Below are 13,688 nucleotides of genomic sequence, written 5' to 3'. Positions count from 1 at the left end.
GATTCGCCGAATGAAAAAGCCCCGGCTGGAAACGATGCTGGAGCGAGGCCTCTTCGCATCACGCTGGTTGATGGCGCCGTTCTATGTGGGTCTGGTCATCACCCTGGCGGCGATGCTGGTCGTGTTCTTCCAGGAACTGTTCCGGGAACTGCCCAACGTGCTGTCGATGACGCCGGAAGACGCCATCCTGATGGCTCTGACGCTGATCGACCTGTCGCTGGCGGCCAACCTGCTGGTGATCGTCACCCTGTCCGGCTACGAGAACTTCGTCTCCAAGATCGATACCGCCTCGCACGAAGATCGTCCCGACTGGATGGGCACGGTCGACTTCTCGGGCCTGAAGATGAAGCTGATCGCCTCGATCGTGGCGATCTCGGCCATCGCCCTGCTCAAGGCCTTCCTGAAACTCAGCGAACCCGGCACGCCCCTGGACGAGCCCCGCCTGCTGTGGCTGGTGATCGTCCACCTGTCCTTCGTGGTTTCGGGTGTGCTGCTGGCCCTGATGGACTGGCTCAACAGCAAGGTCTCCGGTCATTAGGGCGCGCAATCCTGGGCGTCTTCGGTTAAGCCAGCCGACCGAACTCTGAGCGACACACTCCAGGCGAATTCGCCAGTGGGATTCATCCACCACCGTCGCCAATCTGGATGGGGCCGGTTCGAAAAGGAGACGCCATGCGTCTGCATGTCGAGGCACGCCTGGACTACGACTTCATCGGTGAGGTCGAGTCGCTCCTGCATCTGGAAGTCGCCCTGTCGCCCGGACAGACGATCGTCACCGAGAGCCTGGTCCTGGATCCGCCCATCGCCTGGTCACGGCTGGATGACTCCGCCACCGGCGAGCGGCGGGTCGTTTTCACCCACCAGGGTCCGCTGCAAATCACCTATCTGGCGACGGTCGACCTGACCCCGCGCGACGATGGTCTGGCCGGTGCGGCCCAGCACGCCATCGCCAGCCTGCCGGTCGAGGTTCTGCCCTTCCTGCGCGCCAGCCGCTACATCGAATCCGACCTCTTCGAACAGATCGCGGCCTGCGATTTCGGCCCCTTGCAGGGCGGCGACAAGGTGGTGGCGATTATCGACTGGCTGCGCGGCGCCCTGACCTATCGCTGGGGCACGAGCACCTCGACCACGACGGCGATGAACGCCTACATGAACCGGCAAGGCGTGTGCCGTGACTATGCCCACATAGCCGCAGCCCTGTGCCGGGCCAGCGACATCCCGGCCCGCATGGTCAGCGCCTATGCCGTGGGACTTGAGCCACAGGACTTCCATGCCGTGATCGAGGTGTATGTCGGCGGTCGCTGGCGGCTGGTCGATCCGACCGGTCGGGCGTGTCCTGAAACCCTCATCCGCATCGGTGAGGGCCGCGACGCCGCCGACATTGCCTTTCTGACCATCTTCGGCCGGGCAACCATGACGCGGCAGTCTGTGCGCGTGCGCGAGCGGTTACGGGAGCCGGCGGCGGCGTGAAGCCGCCAGCCGCCGTGTCCTAAAAGGGCATGAGCCGGCGTTTGCGGCTGTAGCCGAGATAGCCGATATTGGCCCCCAGCCGCAGACCCACGCCCGCGCGGATCGGGGCCAGGGTGATATCGTCGGCCTTCTGATAGTTCACGCCCAGGCCGCCGATCAGATAGGCGGTGCCCTCTACGCCGGGGAAGCGGCGGAAGATCGCCTCGGGGTATTGCAGGTTATAGCAGAGGGTGAAGACCCGGCTGGCGTTGCCGCCCCAGTCCCAGCCCACCGAGGGGCCCTGCCAGAAGGTTTCCTGGGTCGGCCGGCCCTTCATGTAGAGCAGGCCCCGGCCATAGCGCAGGCCGAGGGCGATGGCGCCCGAACCTTCCTCGCCCGCGATGTAGCCGGTGGGCTGGCCCTTTTCGCGGAACACCTTCTCGATGGCGGCGCCGGCGCTTTCGGCCGTGACGCCCAGGAAGTCGGACGTGGCCCGGATCATCTCGTCGGCCGAATAGGTCTGGGCCGAACCGGTGTCATAGGCCGGGGTGGTCGTGCCGCTGGAGGCCACGTCCTGGGCCATCGTGTCCTGGGCGAAGACGCTGGACGCCCCCGCGCTCGCGCCGAGGGTGGCTGCGCCCGAGAGGATCAACTTGCGACGGTCCATGACGGCCCCTTCAGAAATATCGTTGCGCTACTGTCGCAGCCCATTGGGACCGGTTTGCGGCCACCGGCTTTAAGGTTCGGTTAAGCATGAGGAAAACCGGCCGCCTGGAGGGCGCATCGCCCTCTCGCGAAGCGGCCCAAATGTGCTAGACGCGGGCGCATGACCTCTACGCCGCTCGACAAGATCAGAAATTTTTCAATCGTGGCCCATATCGACCACGGCAAGTCCACGCTGTCAGATCGCCTGATCCAGGAGACCGGCGGCCTGACCGCGCGCGAGATGACCGCGCAGGTTCTCGACAACATGGACATCGAGAAGGAACGCGGCATCACCATCAAGGCCCAGACCGTGCGTCTGGAATACAAGGCCGATGACGGCGAGACCTATATCCTCAACCTGATGGACACCCCCGGCCACGTCGACTTCGCCTATGAAGTCAGCCGCAGCCTGGCCGCCTGCGAAGGCTCGATCCTGGTCGTCGACGCCAGCCAGGGCGTGGAAGCCCAGACCCTGGCCAATGTCTATTCGGCCATCGACAACAATCACGAGATCGTCCCGGTCCTCAACAAGATCGACCTGCCCGCCGCCGAGCCCGAGCGCGTGCGCGCCCAGATCGAGGACCTGATCGGTCTGGACGCCAGCGAAGCGGTGCTGTGCAGCGCCAAGTCGGGCCTGGGCATCCACGACGTGCTCGAAGCCGTGGTCACCCGCCTGCCGCCGCCCAAGGGCGACGAGAACGCGCCGCTCAAGGCCCTGCTGGTCGACGCCTGGTACGACGCCTATCTGGGCGTGGTGGTGCTGGTGCGCGTCATCGACGGCCGCCTGAAGGCCGGCATGAAGATCAAGATGATGCAGCACGGCTCGACCCACCTGATCGACCGGGTCGGCGTCTTCAAGCCCAAAAACACCCCCGTCGAGAGCCTGGGCCCCGGCGAGATCGGCTTCATCACCGCCCAGATCAAGGAAGTGGCCGACGCCGCCGTCGGCGACACCATTACCGACGAGAAGAAGCCCACCGACAAGGCCCTGCCCGGCTTCAAGGACGTGCAGCCCGTGGTGTTCTGCGGCCTGTTCCCGGTCGACGCCGCCGACTTTGAAGACCTGCGCGCCGCCGTCGGCCGCCTGCGCCTGAACGACGGCAGCTTCACCTACGAGATGGAGAGCAGCGCCGCCCTGGGCTTTGGCTTCCGCTGCGGGTTCCTGGGCCTGCTGCACCTGGAGATCATCCAGGAGCGCCTCTCCCGCGAGTTCGACCTTGATCTGATCGCGACCGCCCCCTCGGTGGTCTACAAGATCCACATGCGCGACGGCTCGGAGATCGAGCTGCACAACCCCGCCGACCTGCCCGACCCGATGCACATCGAGAGCATCAGCGAGCCCTGGATCAAGGCCACCATCTTCACCCCCGACGAGTATCTGGGCGGCGTGATCAAGCTGTGCCAGGACCGCCGCGGCCAGCAGCGCGAACTGTCCTATGTCGGCAACCGCGCCATGGTCATCTACGACCTGCCGCTCAACGAGGTGGTCTTCGACTTCTATGACCGCCTGAAGTCGATCTCCAAGGGCTATGCCAGCTTCGACTACCAGGTCGAGGACTACCGCCAGGGCGACCTGGTCAAGATGTCGATCCTGGTCAATGCCGAGCCCGTCGACGCCCTCTCCATGCTGGTCCACCGCGACCGCGCCGAGGGCCGGGGCCGGGGCATGTGCGAGAAGATGAAGGAGCTCATCCCCCAGCACATGTTCGTCATCCCGATCCAGGCGGCCATCGGCGGCAAGATCATCGCCCGCGAAACCGTCCGCGCCCTGCGCAAGGACGTCACCGCCAAGTGCTACGGCGGCGACGCCTCGCGTAAGCGCAAGCTGCTGGACAAGCAAAAGGCCGGCAAGAAGCGCATGCGCCAGTTCGGCAAGGTCGAGATCCCGCAGGAAGCGTTCATCGCGGCGCTGAAGATGGACGAGGATTGATCCTCTTCCCTCTCCCCTTGCGGGAGAGGGTGGCCCCGGCGAAGGCCGGGGTCGGGTGAGGGGTCGCTCGGACCCTTCCTGAGAGGGCGATCAACCCCTCATCCGTCAGCTTCGCTGACACCTTCTCCCGCAAGGGGAGAAGGGAAGCGTCGCTGAGCCCTGCATCTGACGCCTTCACCGAACCTGGCACTACGGTGACAAAGCCCCAAACCGACACCGAGCGCGCTGCCTGTGGGCGTCGCCGAGGGCGTATGGCGGGAACCGACGGCACGGTCACCGCAATCCCCGTCTGGCGCCCGGCGTCCCGATGAAGTCTTCCCAGGCCAGTCCACCCTTCCCCGCCGTTTTTCCCGTCTGAGCAGAAAGTCCGGGCCGGCTTCGCCCAGACCGTGTTGAATGGCTCTGGTTAATGCGCGTAGCGGGAGTCGGGTTCGGGTGGGCAGGTTGAGCGGGATGTGGCGGGCCTCGGCGGCGAGCCTGGCGATGATGGCGGTGCTCGGCGCGGATATCAGCCAGGCCGGCAGCGGCGATGACTGCCCGCCCAATCCCCAGCCCGGCAAGTGCTATGAAAAGGTCATGTCGCCGGCCCGTTACGAATCCTATGTCGAGCAGCTGATCGACCGGCCCAGCCGCACCGAAAGCCGGATCATCCCGGCCGTGTATCGCCTTGAGGAACGCCAGGAGCTGGTCACGCCGGCGCGGACGGAACTGGTCACCGTGCCCGCCACCTGGCGGACGGTCACCGAAACCGTCGTGGTCCGGCCCGAATCGATCCGGATCGAGACCGTTCCGGCCGTCTATGAGACCGTGACCGAGCAGGTTCTGGTGCGTGAGGCCTATACCGAGTGGCGGCGCGGCATGCTGCTGGACCGGCGCGAGACCGCCCCGGGCCGGACCATGATGAGCCCGACCGGCGAGGTCCTGTGCCTGGTCGAGGTGCCGGCGGAATATCGCCTGGAGACCCGGCAGGTCATGGTCAGCCCGGCCCGTCAGGTGCGGGTCCGCGAGCCGGCCGAGATCCGGACCGTGACTCGTCAGGTGATCGACCGCGAAAGCTATGAGACGCGCCGCGAAATCCCCGCCCAGTATCGCTCGGTGGCTGTGCGGGTTCTGGTGACCCCGTCACGGGTCGAAACCTATGACAGCCCGGTGCTCTATCGCAATGTGGTCAGCCAGCGACTGATCAGCCCGGCCCGCTTTGAATGGCGCGAGATTACCTGCGACCCGGGCTCCTCGCCGGCCCGCCACGGGACCTGAAGGCGCTTTCGGCTGTCCGTGGGACGGCGAACGCACGCCCGATCCTGCGCAGGGTGAGAATATGTTCCCCTGCGGGTTGAAAACCACGACACCATCGACCCGCGTTCGGTTAAGGTTAACCTGCTTCTCCTCCGGACCGGTTTCCACGCAGGGTCCGGAGCATGGGCGACGGGATGTAACGGGGTCGATGGGCTCATGAGGGGATCTGGAATGAAGTTGAAACTTGCCGCTGGCCTGCTGGCCATGCTGAGCGCCAGCGCTGTCGTCGGATCGGCCACGGCCGCGGAAGACTATCGTCGTCCGTCGCCGCCGATGCCGCCGTCGCCGATGCCTGCGATCGACTGCCTGTGCACCCGGGCCGTGGTCTTCTATGGCCCGACCTCTTCCTATGGCGACATCCGCGTCTCGGCGCCGGGCGTTCGGGTCTATGGCGAGCCGGTGGTCGTGCCGTCGGGCCGCATCGATATCCAGGGCCCGCCGGTCTATGTCGACGCCCCGCCGATCCGCATCGCCGCGCCGCAGATCTATCTGCATCGTCCGGAAGTGCATGTTCGCCCGTCGGCCGTCACGGTCGATGCGCCCGAGATCCACTTCACCGGCTGCCCCGACGGCGTGCGCTGCGCACCTGTCCGCCCCTAAGGGCGGCAGGGCTAACAGCATTCAGAACTGGAAAAGGCGGGGTTCACACCCCGCCTTTTTTTCTGGCCGCAACCGCCCGGATCAGGACGGGAAACAGGACTGGGATCAGGGCTTGCAGAAGTCGCGGGCCTCGCGGGCCAGGGCCATGTCGCCACCGGCCAGGGCCGTCTTGACCGCCTCGTCGCACCGCGATTCGCTGAGCAGGGCCGTGACCCGGCCACGCAGAGCCGCCGCAGCCTGGGCCTCCTCGCGCAGGACCCGCGCTGCGCGGCGATCGGCCGGCAGACAAAGAGACAGCCAGGACGGGTCGGCGCATTTGGCGATCAGCCGGGCCCGCCGCACGGCCTCGGCGCTTTCGACAGTGTCGGCGGACGGCCGGGCGACCGCACTGGCCGGCGGCGCGGCGCTTGCTGCCTCGCCTGGTGTGGAGTCGGTCGAAGGCGCGTCGATCGGGCGGACCACGGTCACCGACGGGATCTGGTAGTGGCACACCCAGCCCTTGGCCGTCATCTCGCAGGACTGGAGAGCGGCCTGAGCCTCCTGCGGCGCAGGGCCTTGCGCCAGGGCAAGCAAAAGCAGGAACATCGCCAACCTCACGCACGGGAGCCACTGCCCACGACCCTAGGGTCAATGGTGGCGGCAACCTAGCCGTTTATCCGGCCACACCCAAGATCGGGCCAATCTGCCGGGTCGGAGGCAGGCCCACCGGGCGGCGACCGGGTCCAGACCGCTGGCGCCCGCGCTCAAATCGCGGCACGACTGCCGGCAACGGGAGGGACAAGTCCGTGGCGGTCGAGACCTATGACTACATCATCGTCGGCGCGGGGTCGGCCGGCTGCGTGCTGGCCAACCGGCTGTCGGCCGATCCGCAGCGGCGGGTGCTGGTGCTGGAGGCCGGGGATCGCGACAACTGGATCTGGTTCCACATCCCGGTCGGCTATCTGTTCGCGATCGGCAATCCGCGCTCGGACTGGATGTATCGGACAGAGCCGGTGCCGGGGCTGGACGGCCGCAGCCTGGCCTATCCGCGCGGCAAGGTGATCGGCGGATCTTCGGCGATCAACGCGATGATCTATATGCGCGGCCAGGCGGCCGACTATGACGGCTGGCGGCGGCGGGGTCTGGCCGGCTGGGGGTGGGACGACGTCCTGCCGCTGTTCAAGGCCCAGGAAGACCACATCGCGCCGCCTTCGGAGCATCACCAGTCGGGCGGCGAGTGGCGGGTGGAGCATCCGCGCATGCGCTGGAAGGTGCTGGACGCGTTTGCCAAGGCGGCGGCGCTGGAAGGCATTCCCGTCAGCCCCGACTTCAACGGCGGCGACAATACCGGCTCGGGCTATTTCAACGTCAACCAGCGGGCGGGCCTGCGGTGGAGCGCGGCGCGGGGGTTTCTGAAACCCGTGCTGTCGCGATCCAATCTGGAGCTGCGCACCGGGGCGCGGGCCGACCGGGTGATCCTTGAAAACGGCCGGGCCGTGGGCGTGGCCTGGACAGAGGGCGGGGAGGCTCGCGAGGCGCGTTGTCGCGGCGAGGTGGTGCTGACCGCCGGGGCGGTGAACAGCCCTCACCTGCTGGAGCTGTCGGGCGTCGGCGATGGAGCCCGGCTGGCGGCCCTGGGGCTGAGCGTCCATCGCCACCTGCCGGGCGTGGGCGAGAACCTGCAGGACCATCTGCAGATCCGGCCGATCTATCGCGTCAGGGGCGTGGCGACCCTCAATGCCCACTATGCCTCGCTGTGGCGGCGCCCCCTGATGGCGCTGGAATATGCGCTGCTGCGGCGCGGGCCGATGTCGATGGCGCCGTCGCACATGGGAGCCTTCGCCAAAACCTCCTCCGACTACGCGACGCCCAATGTGCAGTTCCACGTCCAGCCGCTGTCGCTGGACCGGTTCGGCGAGCCGCTGCACCGGTTCCCGGCCATCACCATCAGCGTCTGCAACCTGCGGCCCTCCAGCCGGGGGAGCATCCATGCGGGCAGTCCTGATCCGGCCGCCGCGCCGTTGATCCAGCCCAACTATCTGTCGACGGCGCAGGACGAGCGGGTAGCCGTCGACTCCCTGCGCCTGATCCGCCGCATCGTCGCCCAGCCGCCGCTGGCCTGCTATGGCCCCGATGAGATGAGCCCGGGGCCGGCGGTCGATGACGACGCCGGACTGCTGGCGGCGGCGCGGCAGCTGGGCACGACGATCTTCCACCCCGTGGGGACGGCGAAGATGGGCCTGGCCGCCGATCCAACGGCCGTGGTCGATGCGCGCCTGCGGGTGCTGGGAGTGGCGGGCCTGCGGGTCGCCGACGCCTCGGTGATGCCGACCATCGTCTCGGGCAATACCAACTCGCCCACCCTGATGATCGCCGAAAAGGCCGCGCGGATGATCCTGGAGGACGCCCGCTAGACGGCTTCGGCCTCGACAGGCGGGGCGGCTTGGGGCGGGCGCAGCTTGTAGAACCTCAGCTCGCGGCCCAGGTCGTAGAGGCGATACAGGCGGAAGACGTCGGGGCGGGAGGTCCACAGGGCGTCTTCGGCGTCGGTCAGGGCCATGGGCGTGCCGACGCCGCCGGTGGTGGTCTTGACCACGATCAGGCGCTCTTCGCCGGTGGGCTTGAAGCTGAGGATGTCGTGGCCGGCAAGGTCGACGGGCGGCCGGGCCGGGCGGACCTGGTCGGCCAGGTCGGCCCGGCCGTGCTCGCGCAGGCGGCGCTGCTCGAAGGCCAGGACGGCGGCGCGGCCGGCTTCGGCCAGCAGGCTGTTGGCGTGGTCGCGGCCGGCGGGGTCGAACTTGGCGATCAGCTGTTCGGCGCGGGGGCTGGGCTGCAGCTGTTCGGGCTCGAAGGCGGGCGGCGGTCCCTCGACCAGATGCAGCGGCTCGCGGGCCGTGAACAACACCGACGGACGCATGGCGGCGGCGATCAGGGTGGGCCGGGCGGAAAGCTGGCGGTCGACGGCGTCGATCAGCTGGTCATGCAGTTTCCAGCGCGGGGCGAAGTCCTTCAGGATCGGCACGCCGATCAGGCTGAGGGCGGCCGAGATGTTGCGCTGGCGAAACTCGATGGCTCCGCCGGGACGGCCGGTGACGAATCGCAGGGCGCGCTGGTGGCCGGCGGCCTTGACCTCCTGGCCGGCTAACTGCTTGGCCAGCATGACAAAATAGTCGCCGACCACGAGGTCCAGGTCGGCCTCGGTCCAGTCTCCGGTCTTGTGTGTCTCATCGCTCACGCGGCGACGATGCCTCAGGCGCGGGCGTCGCGCCACAACAGCTTGGCCCTGAGTTAAGGCGCAGGTCGAACCGGCAGCTTGGGCGCCTCGGCGATGGGTTCCTCGTCGGACTTCAGGCCCGCCGCCTTCAGGGCGCGGGCGATCGAGGTGACCGGCTCGCCGCGCACCACCTGGAAGGTCAGGACCAGGGGCTCGGCGGGGTTGTCGCCGAGATTGGCGAAGCCCCCGGCCCGCTCGCCATTGAGGGCGACCCTGTAGGTGCGGTTGGACAGCACCCGGCACAGCAGGACGAAGGTCTTCTGGTCGTTGAGCAGCCGGGGGGTCTTGATGCATTCGGGCGGCTCGCCGCCCTCCGCGACGCCATAGTTCCAGGCCCTGGGGTTCATCTGCTGGTCGAAGGCGACCTTCACGATCAGCACGCCGGGGGCGATGGTCTCGCCCTGGGCCGGATAGGTGGCCACCACCCTGGGCGGCAGGGTCGGCGGCATCACCGTGACCGGCGAGACGGCCGTGGGCTCGTCGCGGACCTGGGCGGTCGCGCCGGCGGCGCTGGCGAGAAGAACGGTCAGGGCGAGGGCGCGAAGGATCATTCAGCCAGCTTGACCGCCAAGCGCGGCGTTCTCAAGGCGGATGCGCGCCTCCCCGCCGCAGATTGTGCTATAGGCGCCGTCATGACCGATACGCCCGACCTTTCCAACGAAACCCCGATCCAGCGCGCCCTGCGCCTGAAGAAGGCCGCCATCGACGCCAAGCCCAAGCCGCCGCGCGGCGGCAAGTTCCAGCGCGAGCAGGCCGCCGGCGTGCAGGCCGGCAAGTCCAAGCCCTGGATGAGCCGCTAGCCGGTGCGCGTGCTGGGCCGAACCTCGTCGATCAATGTCCGCAAGGTGCTGTGGACGCTGGACGAGCTAAGCCTGGCCTATCAGCGCGAGGACTGGGGCGCAGGCTTTGCGCCCACTGACGATCCTGCGTTCCTGGCGCTCAACCCCAATGGCCTGATCCCGGTGCTGGTCGACGACCAGGGGCCGCTGTGGGAGAGCAACACCATCTGCCGCTATCTGGCCCACCGCCATGGCGACGGCGCCCTGCTGCCCGCCGATCCGCGCGGCCGGGCCGGGGTGGAGCAGTGGATGGACTGGCAGGCCACCGAGCTGAACGGCGCCTGGCGCTACGCCTTCCTGGCCCTGGGCCGCAAGGCGCCGGGCTTTGACGATCCGGCCAGCATCGCGGCCAGCACGGCGGCGTGGAACGGGGCCATGACGCTTCTGGAGCGCCGGCTGGAGACCACCGGCGCCTATGCGGCCGGCGAGACCTTCACCCTGGCCGATGTGGTGCTGGGCCTGTCGACCCACCGCTGGGCGGCGACACCGATCGACCACGCCGACCTGCCGGCGGTGCGCGCCTATTACGCCCGCTTGGGCGAGCGCGGCGCGTTCCTGCCCCACGCTCGCCAGGACGTGCCCTAGCCGGGCTTGCGGAACTTCAGGATGAACTGATCGGTCTTGCCGCGAATGGCCGGGTCGAAGACGTTGGCCGTGTGCGGGTCGCTGGCGTCGCGCAGCAGCGGGCTTTCAGCCTCCAGCTTGAAGCCGGCGGCCTCGACCTCGGCCTTGACGGCGGCGACGTCGATACGGTGCAGGCTGTCGGCGGCCGTGATCCCCGAACCTGCGGCGGCCGCATGGTCGACGATCAGGAAGACGCCGCCCGGCTTCAGCGACTTGAAGACCTCGGCATTGACGGTTGCGGCCGTGGCCACAGGGAAGGGCTTCAGGTGCAGGTCGTGATAGTTCTGGACGGTGAAGACCAGGTCCAGATTGTCGGGCAGGTCCAGGGCGATGACGCTGCCGTCCAGCGCCTTGGCGTTGGGCAGGGCCGCCGAGACGGCCTTGAGGTTCTCGCCATACTTGGCCGAAAACTGGATGAACTCGGCCGGCTGATAGGCATAGACCGTGCCCGAGCTGCCGACCGCGCCCGACAGGATGCGGGTGAAATAACCGCCCCCCATGATGAAATCGACGACCGTGTCGCCAGGCTTCACCCCGGCGAAGGCCAGGATCTCGCCGGGATGGCGGGCCGCGTCACGGGCGCTGTCCTCGGCCGGACGGGCCGGACTGGCGACGGCGGCGGTGATGTTGGCGGGAACCTGGGCGAAGGCGGCGCCGGCGGCGGCGCTGACGGCCAGCGCTGCGAGGGCGGAAGCCATGGACTTGCGGATCATGCGTCGATCTCCCTGATTTTCCGAAGCGGCAGCCGGTTGTGACACTTCACCGAACGCCGTTCTCGTGAATTCTCGGTAACAAGCCCCCACCCCTTCCGCCACGTCGCCCTTCCCCTACCCGGCCGCTTGCCCCCATGATCGCGGCAACGAAAAAAGTCGGGGAGGCTTGAATGCGGTGGATCCTGCGCGGGATCGGCGGACTGCTGGCGCTTGTGGTGCTGGCGGCCGTCACCCTGATCGTCGTCGACCGGGCCAGCCTGCCCAAGGCGCCGGACAAGGCGGCCCTGATCGCGGCCGGCCAGCGCTATGAGGTCCGCATCCGCCGCGACGAATGGGGCGTTCCCCACATCCTGGGCAAGACCGACGCCGACGCCGCCTATGGCCTGGGCTTCGCCCAGAGCGAGGACGACTTTCCCACCCTGCGCGACGTGACCCTGGCCACCCGCGGCGTGCTGGCCCGCACCCAAGGCGCCTCGGCCGCGCCGACCGACTATGTGGTCTCGCTGCTGGGCGTCTGGCCGACAGTCGACGCCAACTACAGCAAGCTGCCCGCCGAGCTGCGGGCCGTGCTGCAGGCCTATGCCGACGGGGTCAATCACTATGCCGCCCTGCACCCCGAGGTCGTGACGCCCGGCCTGCTGCCGGTCACCGGCAAGGACATCGCGGCGGGCTTTGTCTTCAAGCAGCCGTTCTTCTACGGCCTGGACGGCGAGCTGAAGAAGCTCACCGCGCCGGACGCGCCCCCTCCCCCGCCCAAAGGCTCCAACGGCCTGGCCATCGCCCCGTCGCGCAACGCCGACGGCGCCACCCGTCTGCTGGTCAATTCGCACCAGCCCTATACCGGCCCGGTGGCCTGGTACGAGGCCGTGGTGCAGAGCGGTCAGGGCTGGCACGTGGCCGGCGGCTTCTTCCCCGGCTCGCCGTTCATGCTGCATGGCCACAACGCCACCCTGGGCTGGGCCAATACAGTCTCCAAGCCCGACCTGGTCGACACCTACCGCCTGACGATCAATCCGCAGGACAAGAACCAGTACCGGCTGGACGGCGCCTGGCGCGACTTCGAGATGTCCACCGCCATCCTGCGCGTCAAGCTGTGGGGCCCCATCGTGCTGCCGGTGCGCAAGGCGGTGCTGCGCTCGGTGCACGGCCCGGTGCTGGAGACCAAGGCCGGCGTCTTCGCCATCCGCTATGCCGGCATGGGCGAGTACCGCCAGCCGGTGCAGTACTGGAAGCTGGGCAAGGCGACCAACCTGGCCGAATGGCGCGCGGCCATCGCCACCCACGCCCTGCCCAGCCTCAACTATGTGTATGGCGACGCGGCCGGAAACATCGGCTTCGTCCACAACGGCCAGTATCCCAACCGCACGGCGCAGGCCGACTGGGCCAATATGCTGCCCGGCGACCGCTCCGACCTGATCTGGCAGGGCTATCGCCCGGTGGAGCAGAGCCCGCAGCTGTGGAATCCCAAGTCAGGCTTTGTGTTCAACTCCAACAACAGCCCGTTCGAGGCCAGCGCCCCGGCCGATAACCTAAAGCCCGCCGACTTCCCCGCCGCGATGGGCCTGCAGACCAACATGACCAACCGCGCCCTGCGGGTGCAGGAGACGGTCGGGGTCGATGCGGCGATCACCGACGAGAGCTTCCGTCGCTACAAGTACGACCTGACCTATAGCCAGCGCTCCAGCGTGGCGGCGATGATCGAGACGGTCACCGCCGTCGATCCCAAGGGCGACAAGGACCTGGCCGCCGCCCAGGCGATCCTGAAGGGCTGGGACCGCCGCACCGACGCCAAGAATCGCGGCGCGGCCCTGGCGGCGCTGATGAGCCAGCCGATCCTCTTCGCCCGCACCAGCGGCGAGGCCGAGCCCGACCCGATGGACACGCTGAAGACGGCCATCACCACCCTGAAGACCCATTTTGGCCGGCTTGATCCCGAATGGGGCCAGGTCAACCGCATCCGCCGCGGCAAGGTTGATCTGCCCATCGACGGCGCCGCTGACACCTATCGCTCGGTGTGGGGCATCCCGCAGAAGGACGGCACGACGACCGCCGACGGCGGCGACACCTTCATCATGTTCGTCACCTGGGACCGGAACGGGAAACTGTCGTCCGACAGCATCCACCAGTTCGGCTCGGCGACCCTGGATGCGGGGTCAAAGCACTATGCGGACCAGACGCCGCTGTTCGTGGCCATGAAGACCAGGCCGGTGCTGTTCACCGAGGCGCAGCTGAGGGGGAATGTGCGGGAGGATTACCGACCGGGGGGGCGGTAGGGGGAA

At 68.0% G+C, this 13,688-nt stretch carries 13 protein-coding genes and 1 pseudogene; 9 read left to right on the top strand and 5 right to left on the bottom strand.

From position 1 onward, the window contains the following. Window positions 1-10: 10 nt before the first annotated feature. A complete protein-coding gene (locus ACW176_RS11490; RefSeq protein WP_492109224.1) occupies window positions 11-538 on the top strand; it encodes a TIGR00645 family protein in 528 nt (175 codons plus the stop codon). Between the two features lie 134 nt (window positions 539-672). Further along, complete coding sequence (locus ACW176_RS11485; RefSeq protein ID WP_492109223.1) at window positions 673-1,470, top strand: transglutaminase-like domain-containing protein; 798 nt, start codon at window positions 673-675, stop codon at window positions 1,468-1,470. A 19-nt stretch (window positions 1,471-1,489) separates the two neighbouring features. On the opposite strand, the gene ACW176_RS11480 is transcribed toward ACW176_RS11485, so the two are convergent. Beyond that, window positions 1,490-2,032 (bottom strand): DUF1134 domain-containing protein, encoded by a 543-nt coding sequence (locus tag ACW176_RS11480; protein WP_419321423.1) that lies wholly within the window; start codon window positions 2,030-2,032, stop codon window positions 1,490-1,492. A 243-nt stretch (window positions 2,033-2,275) separates the two neighbouring features. Here ACW176_RS11480 and lepA point away from each other — a divergent pair, with 243 nt between their 5' ends. The 3 genes and pseudogenes from lepA to ACW176_RS11465 all read left to right on the top strand — a co-directional run. Then, window positions 2,276-4,084 (top strand): translation elongation factor 4, encoded by a 1,809-nt coding sequence (gene lepA / locus ACW176_RS11475; RefSeq protein WP_492109222.1) that lies wholly within the window; start codon window positions 2,276-2,278, stop codon window positions 4,082-4,084. A gap of 444 nt (window positions 4,085-4,528) precedes the next feature. Further along, window positions 4,529-5,341 (top strand): hypothetical protein, encoded by an 813-nt coding sequence (locus ACW176_RS11470; RefSeq protein ID WP_492109221.1) that lies wholly within the window; start codon window positions 4,529-4,531, stop codon window positions 5,339-5,341. 300 nt (window positions 5,342-5,641) lie between these two features. Then, window positions 5,642-5,980: pseudogene (locus tag ACW176_RS11465) on the top strand (hypothetical protein); the annotation flags it as partial. A gap of 105 nt (window positions 5,981-6,085) precedes the next feature. Here ACW176_RS11465 and ACW176_RS11460 read toward each other — a convergent pair. Next, window positions 6,086-6,565, bottom strand: a complete 480-nt coding sequence (locus tag ACW176_RS11460; RefSeq protein ID WP_492109220.1) for a hypothetical protein — start codon at window positions 6,563-6,565, stop codon at window positions 6,086-6,088. 200 nt (window positions 6,566-6,765) lie between these two features. On the opposite strand from ACW176_RS11460, the gene ACW176_RS11455 reads away from it, so the two are divergent. After that, window positions 6,766-8,373: a GMC family oxidoreductase gene (locus ACW176_RS11455; RefSeq protein WP_492109219.1), complete on the top strand. Its 1,608-nt coding sequence runs from the start codon at window positions 6,766-6,768 to the stop codon at window positions 8,371-8,373. Here ACW176_RS11455 and ACW176_RS11450 read toward each other — a convergent pair. Together ACW176_RS11450 and ACW176_RS11445 are read right to left on the bottom strand one after the other, a co-directional pair. Further along, complete coding sequence (locus tag ACW176_RS11450) at window positions 8,370-9,194, bottom strand: protein NO VEIN domain-containing protein (RefSeq protein ID WP_492109218.1); 825 nt, start codon at window positions 9,192-9,194, stop codon at window positions 8,370-8,372. The two genes, ACW176_RS11455 and ACW176_RS11450, sit on opposite strands and share 4 nt — an antisense overlap. A gap of 53 nt (window positions 9,195-9,247) precedes the next feature. Then, window positions 9,248-9,784 (bottom strand): hypothetical protein, encoded by a 537-nt coding sequence (locus ACW176_RS11445; RefSeq protein ID WP_492109217.1) that lies wholly within the window; start codon window positions 9,782-9,784, stop codon window positions 9,248-9,250. 81 nt (window positions 9,785-9,865) lie between these two features. Here ACW176_RS11445 and ACW176_RS11440 point away from each other — a divergent pair, with 81 nt between their 5' ends. Next, window positions 9,866-10,033: a hypothetical protein gene (locus ACW176_RS11440; protein ID WP_419255815.1), complete on the top strand. Its 168-nt coding sequence runs from the start codon at window positions 9,866-9,868 to the stop codon at window positions 10,031-10,033. Window positions 10,034-10,036: 3 nt separating this feature from the next. Next, entirely contained in the window at window positions 10,037-10,657 is a 621-nt protein-coding gene (locus ACW176_RS11435; protein ID WP_492109216.1) for a glutathione S-transferase family protein, read from the top strand. Here the strand turns inward: ACW176_RS11435 and ACW176_RS11430 are convergent. After that, on the bottom strand, window positions 10,654-11,409 hold the full coding sequence (locus ACW176_RS11430; RefSeq protein ID WP_492109215.1) for a class I SAM-dependent methyltransferase: 756 nt from the start codon (window positions 11,407-11,409) through the stop codon (window positions 10,654-10,656). The two genes, ACW176_RS11435 and ACW176_RS11430, sit on opposite strands and share 4 nt — an antisense overlap. Window positions 11,410-11,579: 170 nt before the next feature. Between ACW176_RS11430 and ACW176_RS11425 the strand changes: the two genes are divergently transcribed. Beyond that, window positions 11,580-13,682, top strand: coding sequence for an acylase (locus tag ACW176_RS11425; protein ID WP_492109214.1), 2,103 nt, complete (start codon window positions 11,580-11,582; stop codon window positions 13,680-13,682). The last annotated feature ends 6 nt before the right edge of the window (window positions 13,683-13,688 follow it).

The organism is Caulobacter sp. FV1ye13L (genome assembly GCF_058681155.1).
This window is presented reverse-complemented; position numbering and strand designations above follow the sequence as displayed.

What these genes read in the sequence shown, in the direction of transcription:
- ACW176_RS11485 (WP_492109223.1), top strand. Translation starts at nt 673, where the DNA reads ATGCGTCTGCATGTCGAGGCACGCCTGGACTACGACTTCATCGGTGAG.
- ACW176_RS11460 (WP_492109220.1), bottom strand. Translation starts at nt 6,565, where the DNA reads ATGTTCCTGCTTTTGCTTGCCCTGGCGCAAGGCCCTGCGCCGCAGGAG.
- ACW176_RS11490 (WP_492109224.1), top strand. Translation starts at nt 11, where the DNA reads ATGAAAAAGCCCCGGCTGGAAACGATGCTGGAGCGAGGCCTCTTCGCA.
- ACW176_RS11480 (WP_419321423.1), bottom strand. Translation starts at nt 2,032, where the DNA reads ATGGCCCAGGACGTGGCCTCCAGCGGCACGACCACCCCGGCCTATGAC.
- lepA (WP_492109222.1), top strand. Translation starts at nt 2,276, where the DNA reads ATGACCTCTACGCCGCTCGACAAGATCAGAAATTTTTCAATCGTGGCC.
- ACW176_RS11445 (WP_492109217.1), bottom strand. Translation starts at nt 9,784, where the DNA reads ATGATCCTTCGCGCCCTCGCCCTGACCGTTCTTCTCGCCAGCGCCGCC.
- ACW176_RS11425 (WP_492109214.1), top strand. Translation starts at nt 11,580, where the DNA reads ATGCGGTGGATCCTGCGCGGGATCGGCGGACTGCTGGCGCTTGTGGTG.
- ACW176_RS11440 (WP_419255815.1), top strand. Translation starts at nt 9,866, where the DNA reads ATGACCGATACGCCCGACCTTTCCAACGAAACCCCGATCCAGCGCGCC.
- ACW176_RS11430 (WP_492109215.1), bottom strand. Translation starts at nt 11,409, where the DNA reads ATGATCCGCAAGTCCATGGCTTCCGCCCTCGCAGCGCTGGCCGTCAGC.